Below are 18,604 nucleotides of genomic sequence, written 5' to 3'. Positions count from 1 at the left end.
GTGACCGAGCGAAGCGAGGGCACCATCGGATACAGCACTCCGAGTCAGGTGGCCGGAGGCCGCCTGACTCAGACAGCGCCGGGAGTGCGCATCGACGGCCTCACGGTCGTCTACAAGACCCCCGCGGGCGAGCTGCCCGCCGTCAGGGACGTCAACCTGACCCTGGAGCCGGGCTCGATCACCGGCATCGTCGGCGAGTCCGGTTCGGGCAAGTCGACGATGGCCCTGTCGCTGCTCAACGCCGTCCAGCCGCCGGGCAGGATCTCGGCGGGCAGCGTCGAGATCGACGGGCTCGGCGACGTGGTCGGCCTGAAGGGCGAGCACCTGCGCAAGGCCAGGGGCAAGCACATCGGGTACGTCTTCCAGGCCGCCCAGAACTCCCTGAACCCGCTCAAGACGGTCGGCAAGCAACTGCTCGACCTGGGCCGCTCGCACGGTGTCGACGACCTGCGCGGCCTGGTGCGCGAGGCCAAGGAGCTGCTGTCGCGGATGGGCCTCGACGGGGCCCGGGTGCTCGACTCGCACCAGCACGAGCTGTCCGGCGGCATGCGCCAGCGGGTCGGCATCATGCTGGCGCTGGTCCTCAACGCCCACCTGGTGGTGCTGGACGAGCCGACGACCGCCCTCGACATGATCACGCAGGCGAACATCCTGAAGATCGTCCGCGAGGTGCACGCGGAGCGCGGCCTCACCACCCTCGTCATCACGCACGACATCGGCGTGGTGGCCGAGGTCGCCGACCGGCTGGCCGTCATGTACGGCGGGCGGCTGGTCGAGCAGGGCCCCACCAGGGAGGTGCTCGGCTCGCCGCGGCACCCGTACACCAGGGGTCTGATCCAGGCCATCCCCCGGCTCGTCGGCGACATCGACGAGGCCAGGGCGCTGCCCGGCCGGCCGCCGACGCTGGCGACCGTGCCGAAGGAGGGATGCGTGTTCAGGGAGCGCTGCGCGCTGCGCATGGACGTCTGCGACACCGTCGATCCGCTGGCGGTGGCCGACGGGTCGCGGGTCGTGGCCTGCCACGCCGTGACCGCGAACGTGAAGGAGCACGCATGATCACTGGGACCGGCGTCGTCAAGACGTTCAAGCAGCGGGGCAAGATGCTCGGCGCCCGCGAGGTGCGCGCGCTGCGCGGCGTGGACTTCGCGATCCCGAAGGGCGGCGCGGCCTCGTTCATCGGCGAGTCCGGGTGCGGCAAGACCACGCTGGGCCGGATCATCGCCGGGCTGGAGACGTACGACGAGGGCGAGATCCTGATCGACGGCGTCTCCATGTCGCCGCTCAAGCAGAAGCAGCGCCAGCCGCACTTCCGCAAGATCCAGATGATCCACCAGGACCCGTACTCGGCCCTGAACCCGACCAGGACCGTCCACCAGACCCTGTTCGCCCCGCTCTCCCTGCGGGCCGGGCAGACCGGGCGGTCGCGGTCGTGGGTCGAGGAGCGGGCGGCCGAGGTGCTGTCGCTGGTGGGCCTCGACCCGGGCACGGTGCTGTCGCGCTACCCGCACCAGCTGTCCGGCGGCATGCGGCAGCGCGTGGTCATCGCCCGCGCGCTGACCGTCGACCCGGAGATGCTCGTCGCCGACGAGGCCGTCTCCATGATCGACGTGTCGCTGCGGCTGGGCATCCTGGCGCTGCTGAAGGACCTGCGCGAGCGGCTCGGCGTGAGCGTGCTGTTCATCACCCACGACGTGGCCACGGCCCGCTACATCGGCGGCGACGGCGAGCTGTACGTCATCTACCGCGGCCAGGTCGTCGAGCGCGGCGCCGTGGACACGGTCATCGCCGACCCCGTGCACCCGTACACGCAGTCGCTGCTGTCGGCGATCCCGGTGCTGCACGGCCTGGAGCTGCCCGGCGAGCAGCCGGTGACGCCGCTGGAGTCGCTGGACGAGAGCCAGTCGGACGAGGGCTGCCTGTTCGCCCGCCGCTGCCCGTTCAGGGGCGAGCGGTGCACGAGCGAGCGGCCGCTGCTGCAGCTGACGGAAGGGGTGCCGCAGGAGCACGCGTGCTTCTACCCCGAGCGCCGCAGCGTGATCGCCCGCCCGATGAGCGAGGTGTGATGTCCCACGCCGTGCGGACCTTCGCGTCCGCCGCCGGATCCACCAGCGGGGCCGGGGTCGCCGAGGCGGCCGGGGTCGCCGCCGCCGCCCTGACGCTGGACGCCGCCGAGGCCGCCGGCCTGGTCGGCTACCTGTCGCGCCCGCCCGCGGATCGGCGCTGGAGCGCGCTGGCCACCGACGGCGGCGTGGTGATGGCGTCCGTGTCGGCCACGGATCCGGCGGTGGGGCACATCGACCTGCTGGCCGTCCACCCCTCCGCGCAGGGGCAGGGGCGCGGGCGGGCGCTGGTGCGGGCCGCCGAGGAATGGCTGAAAGGCCAGGGCGCGCGGCAGTCGCGCTTCGCCGGCAACCCGCCGTGCTACGTCTGGCCGGGCATCGACGTCCGCTACACCGCGGCCGCCTGCCTGGCCGAGAGCCTCGGCTACCACCGCTACGACGTCGCCTGGAACATGACGGCCGACCTGAGCGCCGACCTGTCCGTGGAGGACGACCTGTCGCGGCTGGAGCGCTCCGGCGTGCGCGTGCACGCGGCCGGCGACACCGCGGACCACCCGGCCCGCGCGCACGTCGCCGCGTTCGTCCGGGAGCAGTGGAACGAGCGCTGGGCCTGGGAGGCCGCCCACGCGGCCGGCCTGCACTACGCCGAGCGCGACGGTCACGTCCTGGGCTTCGCCGCCTGGGGCGCCCGGCCGGGCTGGTTCGGGCCCATGGGGACCTCCCCGGACGCCCGCGGGCTCGGCGTCGGACGGGTGCTGCTGCGCAGGTGCCTGGCCGACCAGCGGGCCGCTGGACAGTCCAGCGCCCAGATCGGGTGGGTGGGGCCGTTGCGGTTCTACTCGCACGCCGTGGGCGCGCGAGCGGAACGCGTCTTCTGGCTCTACCGGCGCGATCTGGTGTGATGTCAGTCGTAGATGAGTCGTCCTTCCGGCTTTCCCGGCGGCGGGCAGAGGCCCCGGGGGTCCTCGCCGGCGTCCAGGCAGCGGGTCAGGGTGTCGGAGCCCCACAGGTGGTCCATGAACAGGTCGGGGCCCCACCAGCGCAGGTCGTCCGGGTAGAGGGTGCGGGCCGTGTACAGCATGGACAGGCCCGTCAGGACGGGCCTGAACGCCTCGCGGTCGTGCACGTGGAGCTGGACGCCGCGCACGGCGACGCCCGCGTGCTTGTGGAACGTGGGCATGAACCACGTCTCCCTGAACCGCACGCCCGGCAGGTCCAGCGCGGCCAGCGCCGGGGCGAACCGCTCGTCGGCGTATGGGGCGCCGATCAGCTCGAACGGCCTGGTCGTGCCGCGCCCCTCGGAGAAGTTCGTGCCCTCGAAGAGGCCCGTGCCGGGGTAGACCAGCGCGGTGTCCGGGGTCGGCATGTTGACCGAGGGCATCACCCAGGGCAGCCCCGTCTCGGCGAACGTCATGTCGCGCCGCCAGCCCTCCATCTCGATCACGCGCAGCTCCACGTCGAACCCGAACAGCGTGGCCAGCTCCCCCGCCGTCCTGCCGTGCCGGACCGGCAGCGGGAAGCGGCCCACGAAGCTCGCGAACGCCGGGTCGAGCGCCGGCCCCTCCTGGACGGTCCCGCCCAGCGGGTTGGGCCGGTCCAGGACCACGAACCTCAGCCCGAGCCGGGCGGCCGACGCCATCAGGTCGTACATCGTCCAGACGTAGGTGTAGAAGCGCGTGCCCACGTCGGCGATGTCGAACACCAGCGTGTCCACGCCCGACCCCGCGATCGTCCGGTCGAGCGCCTCGCCCTCGAGCTTGTGCGTGTCGAAGACCGGCAGCCCGGTCCTCTCGTCCACCGTGTCGGCCTCGCTGCCGGCCGCCTGGGCGGTGCCGCGCATGCCGTGCTCGGGGCCGAACAGGGCCGTCAGGTTCAGTCCTGCGGCCAGCAGCGCGTCCGCGGTGGGGGTGAGATCGGGCAGGACTCCGGTGGGGTTCGTGATCAGGCCGAGGCGGGTTCCGCCCGCGAGTGCGGTATCCACGGCCAGCCGTTCGGCTCCGATGCGTACGTATGCCATGAAAGCCATTGTCTGAAAGATATTTACAAGTGTGAAGGAGAGGGTGGAAATTAGCGTCATGATTGATCCGCTACCCGAGCTGTCCACCGAGCAGAGCGATCCCCGCTACAGCCAGATCGACCGGCTGCCGACCGAGCAGATCGCCCGGCTCATGAACCAGGCCGACGCCGCCGTGCCCGCCGCCGTCGCGGTGGTCATCCCGGCGATCTCGGCCGCCGTCGACGCGATCTCCGCCAGGATGGCAGAGGGCGGCAGGCTGCTGTACGTCGGGGCAGGCACGTCAGGGCGGCTGGCCGTGCTCGACGCCAGCGAGTGCCCGCCCACGTTCGGCACCGATCCGTCGCTGGTGCAGGGCATCATCGCCGGCGGGCCCGAGGCTCTCACCCGATCGGTCGAGGGGGCGGAGGACGACGCCGAGGCCGGCGCCGCCGCGTTGAAGGACCTGGAGGTGGGACCGCTCGACTCGGTGGTGGGCGTGTCCGCCAGCGGCCGGGCTCCTTTCGTCCTGGGCGCGCTGGCGGAGGCGGCCTCCCGGGGCGCGCTCACCGTCGGCCTGTCGTGCAACGACGGCGCGCCGCTGTCGGCCGCCGCCGAGCACGCGATCGAGGTGGTCGTGGGACCCGAGGTGGTGACCGGCTCGACCCGGCTCAAGGCGGGCACGGCCCAGAAGCTCGTGCTCAACATGATCTCCACGATCTCGATGGTCAAGCTCGGCCGTACCTACGGCAACAAGATGATCGAGATGTCGGCGATGAACAACAAGCTGGCCGGGCGCGCGCTGCGCATGGTCAGCGACATCACCGGCGCCGACCTGGAGACGGCCGAGACCGCGCTGGACGCGGCCGGCGGGCAGGCGAAGATCGCCGTGCTGATGATCCAGCACGGGCTCGACGCGGAGGGGGCACGAGCGCTGCTGGAGTCACACGGGGAGCGCCTCAGCGACGCGCTGAGCGGCTGAGGGGAACGGGGATGACCGACCGGCTGGGGGCGGTCCTGGCGGGCGCGGTGCCGCGCGTGTGCCCCGCCGCGGTCGCGCTGATCGCCGTGGACGGCTCCGTGGCCGCCGCGGCCGCCACCGGCGAGCTCGTACGCTACGCCGACGCCGAGGGGACCCTGGTCGCGGAGCGCCCGCCCGCCGGCCGCGACTCGATCTTCGATCTGGCCTCGATCAGCAAGCTCTTCACCACGGCCGTGCTGCTCTCGCTGGCCGAGGAGGGCGCGATCGGCCTGGACGAGCCGGTGGCCGCCTGGATTCCGGGGCACGACCCGAGGGTCACGCCGCGCCGCCTGCTCACGCACACGGCGGGCCTGCCCCCGACCCGCCGCATCGACCTGGAGCTGCCGGGCGCGGACGCCTCCGAACGCATGGAGGCCATGCTGCGCACGCCGATCGCCCATCCGGTCGGCGGCCCGTACCTCTACAGCGACGTCGGCCTGGTCATCGCCGGCCGGGTCGCCGAGCTGGCGGGCGGCGCCCCGCTCGACGCGCTGGTCCGCGCCCGGGTCACGGACGTGCTCGGCCTGCCCGACACCGGCTACCGGCCCACAGCGCCGTCCCGGGCCGCCCCGCTTGCGCAGGTCGCCGCTTCTGCGCGGGTCGCCGCGACCGAGTGGAAGCCGGAGCGGACCGGGCCGGGCTGCGTGCGGGGGGAGGTCCACGACGAGACGGCGTACGCGCTGGGCGGCGTGGCGGGGCACGCTGGGCTGTTCGCCACGGCCGGGGACCTGCTGGCCTTCGGCGAGGCGCTGCGGCTGGGCGGCGGTGGGGTGCTGCGCTCGGGGAGCGTGGCCGAGATGCTGCGCGACCAGGGCGCCGAGGGGGCCGCCTTCCGGCACGGGCTGGGCGTGCGGATCGGCGATCCGGCCATCGTGGGCCCCCTGACCGGCGCCTTCGGGCATTCCGGCTTCACCGGCACCTCGCTGGTGGTCGATCCCGCCCGCGGGCTGACCGTGGTGCTGCTGACGAACGCCGTCCACCCCGTACGCGGGCGGGACGGCATCCGCGAGCTGCGCCACGCGGTGGCCGGGGAGGCGCTGCGACTGCGCGAGCTCCAGCCCCTGACGTAGCCTGCAGGTATGTCCGTCCAGCTGAACCACACCATCGTGCAGGCGAAGGACAGGGACGAGACCGCCGCGTTCCTCGTGGACGTCCTCGGCCTGGAGCCCGCGCCCGTGTACGGGCCGTTCCGCGTCGTCTCGCTCGGCAACGACGTCTCGCTCGACGTCGTCCAGGCGGGTGAGGCCGTGGAGCCGCAGCATTACGCGTTCCTGGTCGGTGAGGAGGAGTTCGACCAGATCTGGGACCGGATCAAGAGCCGCGGCCTGACGTACTGGGCCGATCCGCACCACACGCAGCCGGAGCGGATCAACACCCACGACGGCGGCCGCGGCCTCTACTGGTCCGACCCCAACGGCCACAACCTGGAGATCATCACGGTCCCGTACGGCGGCTGGGGCTAGGGCGCCAGCGCCTCCAGCGCCTCCTCGGCCCGGCCCATCGCCTCCTCGGCGTCGAGCGTGACGAACTCGCGGTCGAAGTTGAGGTCGTGGAAGACGTCCGTCACGCCACTGGCGGCCAGCGCGTCCACGTCGCTCCTGATCTTGTCGTACGTGCCCGTCAAGGGACGGTCGCCGGCCGCCCGGACCTGCGTGACGCCGCGGCAGACGAACCGGAACGCGGCCGCGTCGCGCCCCGACTCCGCCAGCGTCTCCTTGATGAGCCCCACCCGCGCGGCGATCGCGGACAGGTCCTCCCTGCTGGAGCTCACCCACCCGTCGGCCAGCCGGGCGGCGCGGCGCAGCGCGACCTCGGCGGTGCCGCCCAGCAGGATCGGCGGCGGCCCCGGCACGGGCTTGGGGTCGATGTGGGACGGCGGCACCCGGTAGAACTCGCCGCGGTGCTCGACCACGTCGTCGGCCCAGGCCTCGCGCAGCACCTCGACGAACTCCTCGCCCCTGCGCCCCCGCCGCTCCATGCCGACGCCCGCCGCCTCGAACTCCTCCGGCAGCCAGCCCAGCCCGAGCCCCGCCGTGAGCCGCCCGCCGGACACGGTCTGGAGCGTGGCCAGCTGCTTGGCCAGCACGACCGGCTGCACGTACGCGTTGACGACGGCCACGCCGAGCCGGATCCGCTCCGTCACGCCCGCGAGGTGGGCCAGCGTGATCAGCGGGTCGTGCACGCTGCGGTACGTCGGCCCCATCGGGTGCCCGACCGGGTAGAGCAGCCGCTGGAACGTCCACAGCTCGTGGTAGCCGAGCTCCTCCGCCCGCCTGGCGACGCGGCGCATGTTCTCGGGGGTCGCCCATGGGCCTGACTGGGGCACTGCGAAACCGATCCTCATGACCCCTAGTCTGTAGCAGTGAGTCTGGAGGAGGACCTGGCGGGGATCGCCGGGGCGTACGGGGGCACGGGCGAGCCCGTGCTGCATCCGACGCGTACGGACGTCGTGGTGTTACGTAGAGGCGAGGTCGTGGTCAAGGCCCACTCGCGGCGTGACGACGTGGAGTCGTTGCGGATCCGGTTGCGGGGCGCGGCGTCGGCCGCGGTGACCGGGGTGATGCTGGCCCCGCTCGACCCCCAGGTGCTGGCGGTCGCGGGCCGCGCGGTGACGGTCTGGCCCGCCGGCCGGCCGGTCGCGCAGGAGGACCCGGACTCCGCGCCCTGGGAGGAGGGCGCCAGGCTGCTGGCCAGGCTGCACGCCGTCCCCCTCACCCTGCTGCCCGGCCTGCCCGCCGCCGGCGGGCCCGCGCGGGCCGCCAGGGCGGTGGGCCGGATGACCGGCGACGGCCCGGTGGAGCAGCTCATCAGGCGGACCTTCGAGGAGCTGCCCGAGCCCGACCCGCTGCCCGGCCTGCTCACGCACGGCGACTGGCATCTGGGCCAGCTCGTCCACCGCGACGACTGGCTGCTCATCGACGTCGACGACCTGGGCGTCGGCGACCCGGCGTGGGACCTGGCCAGGCCGGCCGCCTGGTACGCCGCCGGACTGCTCGACCCGGCCGTCTGGGAGCGGTTCCTGGGGGCCTACCTGGCCTCCGGCGGGCCCGCGCTCGGCCGGGGCGACGACCCGTGGCGGCGGCTCGACGTGCCGGCCAGGGCGCTGACCGTTCAGCTGGCCGCGGTGGCCGTGGTCAACGCCGAGCGCGAGGGCCGGGAACTGGACGAGGTCGAGCATTCGTTGGTCGAGTCGTGCAACAGAATCGTCCGAGCGTGACGGGGTTGCGCGCGGTAGGTTTCAACCTGAGACCTCGAAGCCAAGGAGAGCGACCTAGATGCAGTGCCCCAAGTGCCGCGGGAACATGCGAACCTATGAGCGCAACGGCGTTCACATCGAGCAGTGCGACAACTGCCGCGGGATCTTCCTCGACTACGGCGAGCTCGAGACGCTGACCCGGATGGAGACTCAGTACCACACCTCTCCCCCGCCGCCCCCCGCCCCCGGCCCGGCCTGGGGCGCCCCGCACGGCGGCGGCCACTACGGCGGCCACCACCACCGGCAGCGCAGCTGGGTGGGCATGCTGTTCTCGACCTGATCGCGACGAAGGCCGCGCACCGGTGGGGGTGTGCGGCCTTCGCGCGTCCTGCGGTCCGGATCCGCGGGTCAGCCCGGGAAGTCGTCGGGGTCCACGGGCGAGGTGCGGGCGTTGCCGCCCGCGATCGCGTGCAGCGTGATCCGCCAGTCGTGCCAGCGGATCTGCGTGGCGGTGAACGTCGTCTTGAACGTCACCGACTTCTGGAACCTCTCGAAGCTGCAGTCACGCGTGAACGACCTGCTCTTGCCGTCCCAGTCCACGCCGTGCGTGAAGTAGACCTTGTAGCTGCCGTCGCGCACGCCCTTGACCTTGAACTTGGCGTTCTTGCGCACGTACACGCTGAAGGACTTGCTCCCGCCCTTCATGATGGTCACCACGGAGTCGCGGGTGCCGCCGTTGTCGATCTCCAGCGAGCTGCGGCCGTTGAAGGTGGCCCTCTTGATGAACGAGCCGTTCTTCAGCCGTCTGGTCTGCTTCTTGCCGGCCTTCACGCTCACGACGTCGGCCGGGTAGTCGCCGGCGCTCTGCAGGGCCGCACCCGCCTTGTCGAGCGCGGCCAGCTTGGCGTCGAGGTCGATGAGGACGGCCGAGGACGTGCACAGGTTCCGCGCGCCGACCTTGCCCGCCGTGGAGCCGAGCTCGCCGGCGAAGTCGCGCAGGCTGGCCACGTACGCGTCGTGCTGGGGCCGTACGGCGTCGGGTGGGGTGATGGCGGCCAGCGCGTCCGCCGCCCCGCTCAGCGCCTGCTCAGCGCGGCCGACGCGCTGGTCCAGGGCCTTGACCCCGCGCGCGCCCGCCAGGGCGCTGATGGCGTCCGCCATCGACTTGTGCCTGCTCTGGAGCTCGCCCTTGTAGGCCTCGGCCGTGAGCGCGGCCGGGCTCGGGGTTTGCGCCGCCGTGCCGCCGCCGGCGGGCACGCCGCCGCCGTTGCCGCCGGCGACCCCGCTGACCTTCGGCTCGCCTCCGGTCGGGGACGGTAACGCCGTGGAGCACGCGCTGAGCGTGAGGGTTGCCAGGGCGAGAACGCAGGAGATCAACCGGGGTCCAGCCACCTGTCACACTATCGTCCGGTTGATCCCTGCCCGTCAATCAGGATTCGGACAGTCCGGCATTGCGATCTTGTCGCAGCCACCGGGTGATCCCGATCGTCTCCAGGAACGGCACGTCGTGGCTGGCCACGACGAGCGCCCCCCGGTACGCGTTCAGCGCCTGGGAGAGCTCGCGGACGCTGGCCATGTCCAGGTTGTTCGTCGGCTCGTCGAGCAGGAGCAGCTGGGGCGGCGGCTCGGCCGACAGGAGCGCGGCCAGCGTCGCCCGGAAGCGCTCGCCGCCCGACAGCGTGCCGACGGCCTGGTTGGCCCGCTCGCCCCTGAACAGGAAGCGCGCCAGGCGGGCCCGGACGTCGTTCACGGAGGCGGACGGGGCCACGGCCCGCACGTTGTCCACCACGCTCAGCGCGTCGTCCAGGAGGTCGAGGCGCTGCGGCAGGTAGCGCACCGGGACGTGGGCGCCGTGCTCGACGATCCGCCTGAGCAGCGTGGTCTTGCCGGAGCCGTTGGGGCCCAGCAACGCGATCCGCTCGGGACCGCGCACCACCAGCGTCTCGAGCACCACGCCGCGCGCATCGCCCTCCACTTCCTCCTCACCGGCCTCGTGGTCCTCGGGAACGCGACGGCGCTCGGAGGCACCGGCTTCGGGAGTGCCCTGACCCGGGGGCGGGGCCAGGGGAAGGGTCAGGACCGTGCGGCCGGCCGGGACCTCGGTGCCCGGCAGCTGGATGCGGATCTCCGCGTCGTCCCGCACCGCCTGCTCCGCCTCCGTCAGCCGCCCGCGCGCCTCCTCCAGCTTCTCGATGGCGAGGTTGCGCTGCTTGCCCGCCGTCACCTGGGCCTTCCGTTTGAGCGCGTTGGCGACGATCTTCGGCGCCTTCTTGTTCTCGAACGCCTTCCGGCCGGCCCGCTGGCTGCGGTCGATCCGGGTGCGGGCGTCGATGAGCTCCCGCTGCTGGCGGCGGATCTCGCCTTCCGCGGTCCGTACCATCCGCTGGGCGGCCTCCTGCTCGGCGGCGACCTGCTCCTCGTAGGCGCTCAGGTTGCCCCCGTACATGCGCACGGCGCCGTCGCGCAGCTCTGCGATGTGGTCCACCAGCTCCAGCAGCGCCCGGTCGTGGCTGACCACCACCAGCACGCCCGGCCAGGCCGCGACCGCGGCGTAGAGCCGCTCTCGCGCGTCGAGGTCGAGGTTGTTGGTGGGCTCGTCGAGCAGCAGCACCTCGGGCCGTTTCAGCAGCTGGGCGGCGAGCGCGACCATGATGGTCTCGCCGCCGGACAGCGTGCCGACCGTGCGGTCGAGCCCGACGTGGTCCAGCCCGAGCCGGTCGAGCTCCGCGCGGGCGCGTTCCTCGACGTCCCAGTCGTCGCCGACGGCCGCGAAGTGCTCCTCGGCCACGTCCCCGCTCTCGATGGCGTGCAGCGCCGCCCGCGTCGCGCTGATCTCCAGCAGGTCCGACACGGTACGGCCGGCGCCCAGCGGGACGTTCTGCGGCAGGTATCCGATCTCGCCGGAGACGGACACGGACCCGGGCCGGGGGGCCAGCTCCCCCGCGATGACCTTCAGCAGGGTGGACTTGCCCGACCCGTTGGTCCCGATGAGCCCGGTGCGTCCCGCGGGGAACGCGGCGTCGAGCCCGTCGAGCACCTTGGTGCCGTCCGGCCAGCCGAAGGACACGTGATCTACAACAATGGAAAAAGACATAAGGCGGCTCCCGTCACAAAGATCGAAATTTCGTGACTTGGCGGGAAATCACCGCAAACGCGCGCAACACAAGCAGAGGATTCGGGGCGACGAGGATCGCCAGGAGGTCCAGGTGTGCGCGCATGCCCACGACAGGGCGGAACGGCGCGGTGCCCGCGACCTCAGATCCTCACGTCAACTGCCCCCAGGGCTCGGCGATAAGACTCCAAAGAGTATGCGACGCCTCGATCACCCCGCAAGGCCGCGCGCCCGATGTGCCGCGACGTTGACCCGGTTGGCGCAGGCGGGAGAGCAGAACCGGCGCCGTCCGTTGCGGGAGGTGTCGACGAAGACGATCTCGCACCCGTCGCGGTCGCACCGCCCCAGCCGGTGCCTGCCCGCGAACGACATGGCCATGGCCAGCCCGCCGGCCGTGGTGTCCTTCGCCCTGGACACCACGTCCGCGCTGGGGTCGAAGAAGTGCAGGTGCGGCTCGCGCCCGTCGTGCGCGCTGATGTACGGCTTGGACGCGGTGACGTCGAGCAGATCGTTGATCAGCTTGATCTGCGTGTCCTGGTCCCGCTCCCCGAACACCGGCGACAGCCGCCCCGCCCACACCCGCAGCTCCTCGGCCTGCTCGGCCGTGACGACGGTGCGAACCAGGCGGTGCTCGGTCAGCATCGCCTCGACCGCCTCGGGACTGAAGTCGGTCGCGTTCACCAGCTCCGCCGCGAGGGCCGCCCCGTTGCCACCGTAAGCGTTGAAATGCATAAGTCCATTACAGCAGATTGGAAGCATGCACTCCGGACACCTGCACGACCCCCTGGCCCTGGCCGTCGTCTCCTCCCACCGCACCTCCGAGGGCACGGTCTCCTACCTGCGGTGTGCCTGCGGCGTGTGGGAGGTGCGCACCTCGGGCATGGTCGCCACCGTCTCCATGCCTCACCTCAGCCGGGACCGGTAGACCGCCCTGGCCTGCTCCAGCAGGGACACGTGGTCGCCGAACTGGTAGGCACCGGCCAGGCGGCCGTGCTGCCTGATGAGCTCCTCCAGCAGGTCGAGCCACTCCAGGCACCACAGGACGTCCTCGCGCCGGGCGACCCCCCGCCCGTCCACCTCAACGTAGACGGGGCTGCTCAGGGCGTACCCGGTGGAGGCCAGGGTGCGGGGGTGCCGGTCGCACAGGACCTCGGCCACCACGTACGTGGACGCGTCCACCGTGAGGTCGGCCGTCGCGATCAGCGGCTCGTCGGGGGCCCGCCCGGGTTCGTCCGTCAGCCGCGTGGCCTCGGCCCGCACGCCCTCCGCCGTGCGGATGCGCACAGCGGAGACCTCGGTGCCGACGGCAGTGGCCGTGACGCGGACGCGCTGCCCCTTACGGGCCTGGATCACGTGGCCCGGGCCGTGGCCGGCCACCGACAGCTCCAGCCAGGGGCCGGTGGTGGCGAACGTCCGGCCCGCGCGTACGGCCGCCGCGAACGACCTGGCGGTCAGCGCGCCCTCGACCTGGGCGTAGACGCGGGCCCAGCCGGGCGGGTTCGACTGGTTGTCGGAACGGGTGAAGGAGATCATCGCGTCCGTGCCCGCGGTCACGGCGAGCCGGTTGCCCGCGCCGATCAGCCGCCGGTACACCGCCGCCGTGGACGGGATCGAGGCGTGCGTGAGCACGTCGAGGCTGTCCACGAGCCCGAGCGCGACGTCGGCGACCAATTCACGGGCGGCGCAGTTGCGCCACACGGGCGACACGATGCCCTTGGGCGGGTCGCCGTCGGCGATCGGCGTGCGGAAGGGATGGCTGTAGCCGACGAGCGCGCCGAGCCCGCGCAGCTCCCGCAGCCCGTCGGCGTTGGGCGGCCAGTCGGCGTCCCCCGCGAACCCGGTGTGGTAGCGGCCGGGCGCGGCGCGCGGCGCGAACGCGTAGACGTGGCCGAGCAGGTCGTTGCGGTACTCGACGCCCATCCTGGCCACGTGCGTGGCATCGGACCACGGCAGGTCCACGTCCGTCCAGTGCTCCAGCGCCTCGCGGTCGTAGACGCGCCTGCCGGAGACGTTGCCGGCCAGGAGGTTGAGCACGTGCAGGTCCTCGCCGTGCTGTGCCGCGGCGGCGTCCGCGGGCGCGCCGACGAGGTCTCCCGCCCAGTTGAGGTGTACGTGCATGTCGCCGCCGTACCAGCCGCGCGCGGCCGCGTCGTAGATGCGCTGCGGGGCGAGCTCGACCAGGCGCTCCTCACCCGGCCGCGGTTCGAGCTCCAGGCTGGCCTCGCCGTACTCCATGCCCCTGGCGACCGTGATCGTCAGGGGCACGCAGGGGACCTCCAGGACGATGTCGTCGCCGTGGAAGTAGGGGCGGCCGTGGTAGTCGTACCGGTTGGGGGTGTCGCGCGGGAACCAGCCGCTGCCGTCCTCGCTCGTCACGCTCCACCGGCACGGCATCCCCGCCACCAGCCGCAGCCTGGCCGCCTGGGTGGGGCGCAGGAGGGTGTCCAGCTCGATGCGCACGCCGTCCACCATGACCGAGCTGTCGTGATCCACCTCCACCAGCCAGGCGCCGCCGGGGTCGATCCGTCGCTGCGTCTCGTTCACGCTGACCATGCAGGCCTCATCCCGCCTCGAGTCGATGAGCAGTGACATCCGCTCCTCGCCGCGTCCGGGCGGCGGCTCGGCGAGCGGGACGAACGGCAGCCTGCGCGTCCACCGCAGGCTGTTCCTCACGCGGCGGTTCGGGCGCGGCGGGAGCAGCACCATCCGCGGCGCCCCTTCGAGCCGGACCCCCTCGGGCCCGACCCGTACGGCGGCGAGGTGCCGGGGCAGCTCACCGCCGAGGGTGTCGCGCAGCACCCTGTCGTAGTCCGGCTCGGCCAGGTGGGCCCCGAGCCGGTCGTGCGGCTCGCCCGGATGGCTCTCGGCGACCGCCTCGACTACCAGCCGCCAGAACCGTTCGAACAGTGCGGACGGCAGCACCCTGCGTCTGGCGAAGAACTTCACGTAATGGATCTCCGGCTCACCCCAGGTGATGCCGTGCTCGGCCAGCAGCCGTCCGTACTCCTCCAACGCGCCCGCCACGCTTTCGGGCAGCACTGGCTCGGCACACATACGCGCCCCTCCCTGTCGCTCGCGCGTCATCGTGACATGGGTCACGAACGGCAGTCCTTTGAGGCGAGTGCCAGGGATCGGAAACCTTGTCCTGGGGAGAAGATCTGTACTCCCGAGTATTCCCTTAGGCGCACTGAACACGGCAATAAGCGCCCCGACCACGATTTTCGCGCGCCTTGTCGGCTCGCCGGGCACGTGTCCCTGCTGGAACAGGCCAGGGCGGTCTATCGGTCCCGGCTGAGCTGAGGCGCGAGGCGACGAGCGTCGCCGTTTCTGGCCGTATGTGTTAAATTTTGGCCATGCGGTCAGAAATTGAACCGGACGGCCGGAAGCGCCGTTCGTTCATCGAGGAGGCCCGGCGCGCGCAGATCGTGGCGTCGGCCGTGGAGGTGATCGCCGACGTCGGGTTCGCCCAGGCGTCCCTTGCGCGCATCGCCAAGCACGCGGGCATCAGCAAGGGCGTCATCTCCTATCACTTCGCCGGCAAGGACGAACTGATGGAGGAGGTCGTCACCCGCGCCTACACGGAGGCCGCCGATCACGTGGTGGCGGCGATGGAGGGTGTGGAGGGGGCCGGCGCCCTGCTGCGGACGTACTTCGTCGCCAACGCCGCGCACATGCGCAAGCACCGCTCGAAGATCCTGGCGCTCGGCGAGATCTTCAACAACCTGCGCGGCGCCGACGGCAAACCCCGCTACGGCGTGCACACCAGCGAGGAGATCTACCGGGCAATCGAGATGATCTTCCAACTCGGGCAGCGCACCGGCGAGTTCAGGGACTTCGACCTCCGCGTCATGTCCGTCTCGGTGTCGGCCGCCATGGACAGCATGTTCGGCTACTGGGCCGCCTATCCCGACCACGACCTCGACGCGCACGCGCGCGAACTCGCCGACCTCTTCGAAAGGGCATGCAGGAAATGAAGACCGAGCCGAGGACCCGGCTCCACTCGATCGACAACCTGCGGATCGTGCTGACCGCGCTGGTGGTGGCCCACCACGCCGCGGTCACGTACGGGAACATCCCCCTCTGGTTCTACACCGAGCCCGCCAGGGACCCCTCGGGGGTCGCGCTCGACATCCTGGTGGTGTTCAACCAGGCGTTCTTCATGGGGTTCTTCTTCCTCATCTCCGGCTTCTTCACCCCCGGCTCGTACGACCGCAAGGGCTCGCGCGCCTTCGTGCGGGACCGGCTGGTGCGGCTGGGCATCCCGCTGCTCGTCTTCCTCGTCCTGCTGCGGCCGCTGGTGAACTTCGGCGGGCTCGCGCAGCGCCCGGAGCTGCCCTACTGGCAGTACTACCTGGGCTCGTGGGACCCGGGGCCCATGTGGTTCGCCGAGGTGCTGATCGTCTTCGCGCTGGTGTACGCGTGGTGGCGGAGCCGGCGGCCGGCGGCCGATCCGCGCCCTGAGCCGCTGCGGCTCCGGTCGGTCGTGCTGTTCGTCCTGGGCCTGTCCCTCGCCACGTTCCTGTGGCGCATCCCGGTGCCGACCGGCACGTACGTGCCGGTGCTCGGGCTGCCGACGCCGGACTTCCTGCCGCAGTACGTCGCCATGTTCGCCCTCGGGTGCGCGGCCTTCAGGCGCGGCTGGTTCGAGACGCTGCCCGCGCGGGCGGGGCATCTCGGGTTCGTCGTGGCGGGTGTGTCGAGCGCCGTGCTGCTGCCGCTCTCGCGGATGACCGGCGGGCAGCTCTCGTCGGCGTTGACGGCCACCTGGGAGTCGGCCTTCGCGGTCAGCATGATCATCGGGCTGGCGGTGCTCTTCCGGGAGCGCTTCGCCGAGCAGGGGCCGCGCGGGCGGTTCCTGTCCGACCACGCCTTCACCGTCTACATCATCCACCCGCTCGTGCTGGTCGCCATCGGCTACGCGCTGCGCCCGCTGGAGGCGGTCGCGGTCGTCAAGTTCGCGATCATGCTGGTGGTGGCGCTGCCGCTGTGCTGGTCGCTGGCGTACCTGGTGCGGTCGCTGCCGGGGGCGAAGCGGGTCCTGTGAGGATCGCGGGGAGCGGGGCGGGGTGGCCGTCGCGGACGCACACGTACGTGACCGTGCCGACGGCCACCAGCTCGTCCCCGCGCCGCATCGTGAACGTCATCGTGATCGACGTGGTGCCGACCCTGGCCGGCGCGCTCTCCACGGCCAGCACGTCGCCGAGGCGGGCGGGCGCGTGGTGCTCGCACCCGCTCGCCTTGACCACCAGGTCCGCGCCCTCCCGCCGGAGCCGGTCGTAGCCGCCGCGGGCCCCGATCCAGTCGAGGAACGCGTCCTCGATGTACTCGTAGTAGCGGGAGGCGTGCATCATGGCCTGGGCGTCGCAGTGCCTCGGCCGCACCGGCAGGTGGGAGATCACGACGGGATCGCTCACCCGTCGTAGAAGGAGTCGAGGGTCTTGCCGTGGCGCTCCTCGACGGCCTTGCGCTTGATCTTGAGGCTGGCCGTCAGCTCGCCCGTCTCCACGGTGAAGTCCTCCGCCAGGATCGCGAACTTCTTGACCGTGGCGTAGCTGGCCTGGTCGGCGTTGACCTGGTCGATGGCCCGCCCGACCTCCTCGCGCACGCGCGGGTGCTCGCGCAGCTCCTCGGGGTCGGACGGCAGCCCCTCGGCCTGGGCCCACGGCTTGACGACGTCCATGTCGAGCGTGACCAGCGCCGTGACGTAGTTGCGCCGGTCGCCGTGCACGAAGACGTGCGACGCGTACGGGCAGGCCGCCTTGATCCGGCCCTCCAGGTACGTGGGCGCGACGTACTTGCCGCCCGAGGTCTTGATCAGCTCCTTCTTGCGGTCGGTGATGCGCAGCCGTCCGGCCTCGTCGAGTTCGCCGATGTCACCGGTGTGCAGCCAGCCCTCCTCCAGCGCCCCGGCCGTCTCCTCCGGCAGCCCGTGGTAGCCGCGCATGATGCCGCGCCCGCCGATGAGGACCTCGCCGTCGTCGGCGATGCGGACCTCGGTGCCCGGCAGCGGCGGCCCGACCGTGCCGAACTTCACCGACTCCGGCCGGTTGAGGAAGCTGCCCGCCGACGACTCGGTCAGCCCGTACCCCTCCATGATCGTCAGGCCCGCCGCGTCGAAGAACTCGGCGATGTCCTGCGAGAGCGGGGCGGCGCCGGAGATGAAGAAGCGGATCCGGCCGCCGAACCGGTCGCGGAGCTTGGCGAAGACCAGGCGGTCGGCCAGGGAGTGCTCGATCCGGGTGGTGACCGGGATGTCCGCCCCGCGCTGGCGGGCCCTGACGACCCGGATGCCGGTCCGCTTCGCCCAGTCGAAGATGCGCAGCTTGATCCCGCCCTCGCGGCGCACGGTGGCCACGACCGTGTTGTGGATCTTCTCGAAGATGCGCGGCGCGGCGGCCATGAACGTCGGCTTGACCACGCCGAGGTTCTCGGCGATCTTGTCGAGGCGGCCGTCGATCGCGGTCGGCACGCCGATGTCGATCATGACGACCTCCAGCAGCTTGCCGAACGAGTGTGACAGCGGCAGCCACAGGAAGTGCAGGTCGGACACGGAGAGTATGCCGAGCCCGCGGACGGCTTCGGAGACGTAGAGCCAGTTGTCGTGGGTCAGCTCCACGCCCTTGGGGCGGCCGGTGGTGCCCGAGGTGTAGATGAGAGTGGCCAGGTCGTCCCGCGCGATGGCGTCCACCATGGCGTCGTAGTCGCCCTCACCGCTGAGGGAGGCGAGCGTGACCACCCAGCCGTCGTCGCTGGGCGAGCCGTCGACGACCACGACGTGGGTGACGTCGGGCAGCTCCTTCTGGACGGACCTGAGCTTGGCCACCTGGTCGTCGTTCTCGGCGATGACGATCGTGCTGCCGGAGTCGGTGATGACGAACGCCGACTCGGCCGCCGTGTTGGACGGGTAGATCGTGGTCGTGGCCGCTCCGGTCGCCAGCACCGCGAGGTCGGCCAGGATCCACTCGACCCGGGTGGAGCAGAGGATCGACACCCGCTTGCCGGGCCCCGAGCCCAGCCCGGCCAGCCCCAGGGCCAGCCCGCGCACGCGGTCGCCCACCTCGCGCCACGACAGCGAGGCCCAGCCGTCGTCCGAGGGGAATCGGTACGCCTCCGCGTCGGGGGTCGCCGCGATCCGGTCGCGCAGCAGGGACGGAATGCTGGACATGCCTGAACCTCCTGGACGGTGTTGACGCCGACTCTAAAAGCAATCCCACCATTTGGG

19 protein-coding genes are annotated in these 18,604 nt (G+C 71.9%); 11 read left to right on the top strand and 8 right to left on the bottom strand.

Annotation, left to right across the window (positions count from 1 at the left end):
* From AB0L65_RS19310 to AB0L65_RS19300, 3 genes are read left to right on the top strand one after another with little or no spacing between them, the layout of a single operon-like run.
* Positions 1-1,056, top strand: coding sequence for an ABC transporter ATP-binding protein (locus AB0L65_RS19310; RefSeq protein ID WP_364247013.1), 1,056 nt, complete (start codon positions 1-3; stop codon positions 1,054-1,056).
* Positions 1,053-2,063 carry an ABC transporter ATP-binding protein gene (locus AB0L65_RS19305; protein WP_364247010.1) on the top strand — a complete coding sequence of 337 codons (1,011 nt, stop codon included), beginning with the start codon at positions 1,053-1,055 and terminating at the stop codon, positions 2,061-2,063. The genes AB0L65_RS19310 and AB0L65_RS19305 overlap by 4 nt, the downstream gene beginning before the upstream one ends.
* Positions 2,063-2,962 carry a GNAT family N-acetyltransferase gene (locus AB0L65_RS19300; protein WP_364247007.1) on the top strand — a complete coding sequence of 300 codons (900 nt, stop codon included), beginning with the start codon at positions 2,063-2,065 and terminating at the stop codon, positions 2,960-2,962. The genes AB0L65_RS19305 and AB0L65_RS19300 overlap by 1 nt, the downstream gene beginning before the upstream one ends.
* 2 nt (positions 2,963-2,964) lie before the next feature.
* On the opposite strand, the gene AB0L65_RS19295 is transcribed toward AB0L65_RS19300, so the two are convergent.
* Entirely contained in the window at positions 2,965-4,077 is a 1,113-nt protein-coding gene (locus AB0L65_RS19295; RefSeq protein WP_364247004.1) for a DUF1343 domain-containing protein, read from the bottom strand.
* A gap of 58 nt (positions 4,078-4,135) precedes the next feature.
* Between AB0L65_RS19295 and murQ the strand changes: the two genes are divergently transcribed.
* From murQ to AB0L65_RS19280, 3 genes are read left to right on the top strand one after another with little or no spacing between them, the layout of a single operon-like run.
* Positions 4,136-5,035 carry an N-acetylmuramic acid 6-phosphate etherase gene (gene murQ / locus AB0L65_RS19290; RefSeq protein ID WP_350726664.1) on the top strand — a complete coding sequence of 300 codons (900 nt, stop codon included), beginning with the start codon at positions 4,136-4,138 and terminating at the stop codon, positions 5,033-5,035.
* An 11-nt stretch (positions 5,036-5,046) separates the two neighbouring features.
* Positions 5,047-6,144: a serine hydrolase domain-containing protein gene (locus AB0L65_RS19285; protein WP_364247002.1), complete on the top strand. Its 1,098-nt coding sequence runs from the start codon at positions 5,047-5,049 to the stop codon at positions 6,142-6,144.
* 9 nt (positions 6,145-6,153) lie between these two features.
* Complete coding sequence (locus tag AB0L65_RS19280) at positions 6,154-6,537, top strand: VOC family protein (RefSeq protein ID WP_364246999.1); 384 nt, start codon at positions 6,154-6,156, stop codon at positions 6,535-6,537.
* Here AB0L65_RS19280 and AB0L65_RS19275 read toward each other — a convergent pair.
* Entirely contained in the window at positions 6,534-7,418 is an 885-nt protein-coding gene (locus AB0L65_RS19275; RefSeq protein WP_364246996.1) for a TIGR03619 family F420-dependent LLM class oxidoreductase, read from the bottom strand. The two genes, AB0L65_RS19280 and AB0L65_RS19275, sit on opposite strands and share 4 nt — an antisense overlap.
* Positions 7,419-7,436: 18 nt before the next feature.
* Between AB0L65_RS19275 and AB0L65_RS19270 the strand changes: the two genes are divergently transcribed.
* Positions 7,437-8,291 carry a phosphotransferase gene (locus tag AB0L65_RS19270; RefSeq protein WP_364246994.1) on the top strand — a complete coding sequence of 285 codons (855 nt, stop codon included), beginning with the start codon at positions 7,437-7,439 and terminating at the stop codon, positions 8,289-8,291.
* A gap of 58 nt (positions 8,292-8,349) precedes the next feature.
* Positions 8,350-8,610: a zf-TFIIB domain-containing protein gene (locus AB0L65_RS19265; protein WP_350726654.1), complete on the top strand. Its 261-nt coding sequence runs from the start codon at positions 8,350-8,352 to the stop codon at positions 8,608-8,610.
* Positions 8,611-8,678: 68 nt separating this feature from the next.
* Here the strand turns inward: AB0L65_RS19265 and AB0L65_RS19260 are convergent, their stop codons facing one another.
* The 3 genes from AB0L65_RS19260 to AB0L65_RS19250 form a co-directional block, all read right to left on the bottom strand.
* Entirely contained in the window at positions 8,679-9,662 is a 984-nt protein-coding gene (locus tag AB0L65_RS19260) for a hypothetical protein (RefSeq protein WP_364246991.1), read from the bottom strand.
* Between the two features lie 37 nt (positions 9,663-9,699).
* Positions 9,700-11,364 (bottom strand): ABC-F family ATP-binding cassette domain-containing protein, encoded by a 1,665-nt coding sequence (locus AB0L65_RS19255; protein WP_364246989.1) that lies wholly within the window; start codon positions 11,362-11,364, stop codon positions 9,700-9,702.
* Between the two features lie 228 nt (positions 11,365-11,592).
* Positions 11,593-12,114 carry a CGNR zinc finger domain-containing protein gene (locus tag AB0L65_RS19250; protein WP_364246986.1) on the bottom strand — a complete coding sequence of 174 codons (522 nt, stop codon included), beginning with the start codon at positions 12,112-12,114 and terminating at the stop codon, positions 11,593-11,595.
* A gap of 25 nt (positions 12,115-12,139) precedes the next feature.
* Between AB0L65_RS19250 and AB0L65_RS19245 the strand changes: the two genes are divergently transcribed.
* Positions 12,140-12,307, top strand: coding sequence for a hypothetical protein (locus AB0L65_RS19245; RefSeq protein WP_364246984.1), 168 nt, complete (start codon positions 12,140-12,142; stop codon positions 12,305-12,307).
* On the opposite strand, the gene AB0L65_RS19240 is transcribed toward AB0L65_RS19245, so the two are convergent.
* Positions 12,286-14,436, bottom strand: a complete 2,151-nt coding sequence (locus tag AB0L65_RS19240; RefSeq protein ID WP_364246981.1) for a CehA/McbA family metallohydrolase — start codon at positions 14,434-14,436, stop codon at positions 12,286-12,288. The genes AB0L65_RS19245 and AB0L65_RS19240 overlap by 22 nt on opposite strands.
* 299 nt (positions 14,437-14,735) lie before the next feature.
* Between AB0L65_RS19240 and AB0L65_RS19235 the strand changes: the two genes are divergently transcribed.
* Together AB0L65_RS19235 and AB0L65_RS19230 are read left to right on the top strand one after the other, a co-directional pair.
* The gene (locus tag AB0L65_RS19235; protein WP_364246978.1) at positions 14,736-15,356 is read left to right on the top strand and encodes a TetR/AcrR family transcriptional regulator; all 621 of its coding nucleotides are present in this window, start codon (positions 14,736-14,738) and stop codon (positions 15,354-15,356) included.
* Complete coding sequence (locus tag AB0L65_RS19230; protein ID WP_364246975.1) at positions 15,353-16,426, top strand: acyltransferase family protein; 1,074 nt, start codon at positions 15,353-15,355, stop codon at positions 16,424-16,426. Before AB0L65_RS19235 ends, AB0L65_RS19230 begins: the two co-directional genes overlap by 4 nt.
* On the opposite strand, the gene AB0L65_RS19225 is transcribed toward AB0L65_RS19230, so the two are convergent.
* Positions 16,344-16,796 carry a thioesterase family protein gene (locus tag AB0L65_RS19225; RefSeq protein WP_364246972.1) on the bottom strand — a complete coding sequence of 151 codons (453 nt, stop codon included), beginning with the start codon at positions 16,794-16,796 and terminating at the stop codon, positions 16,344-16,346. The genes AB0L65_RS19230 and AB0L65_RS19225 overlap by 83 nt on opposite strands.
* Positions 16,793-18,547 (bottom strand): long-chain fatty acid--CoA ligase, encoded by a 1,755-nt coding sequence (locus AB0L65_RS19220; RefSeq protein WP_364246969.1) that lies wholly within the window; start codon positions 18,545-18,547, stop codon positions 16,793-16,795. Before AB0L65_RS19220 ends, AB0L65_RS19225 begins: the two co-directional genes overlap by 4 nt.
* Positions 18,548-18,604: the final 57 nt, after the last annotated feature.

Source organism: Nonomuraea sp. NPDC052116 (assembly GCF_040680035.1).
GTDB classification, from domain to species: Bacteria; Actinomycetota; Actinomycetes; order Streptosporangiales; family Streptosporangiaceae; genus Nonomuraea; species Nonomuraea angiospora_A.
This window is presented reverse-complemented; position numbering and strand designations above follow the sequence as displayed.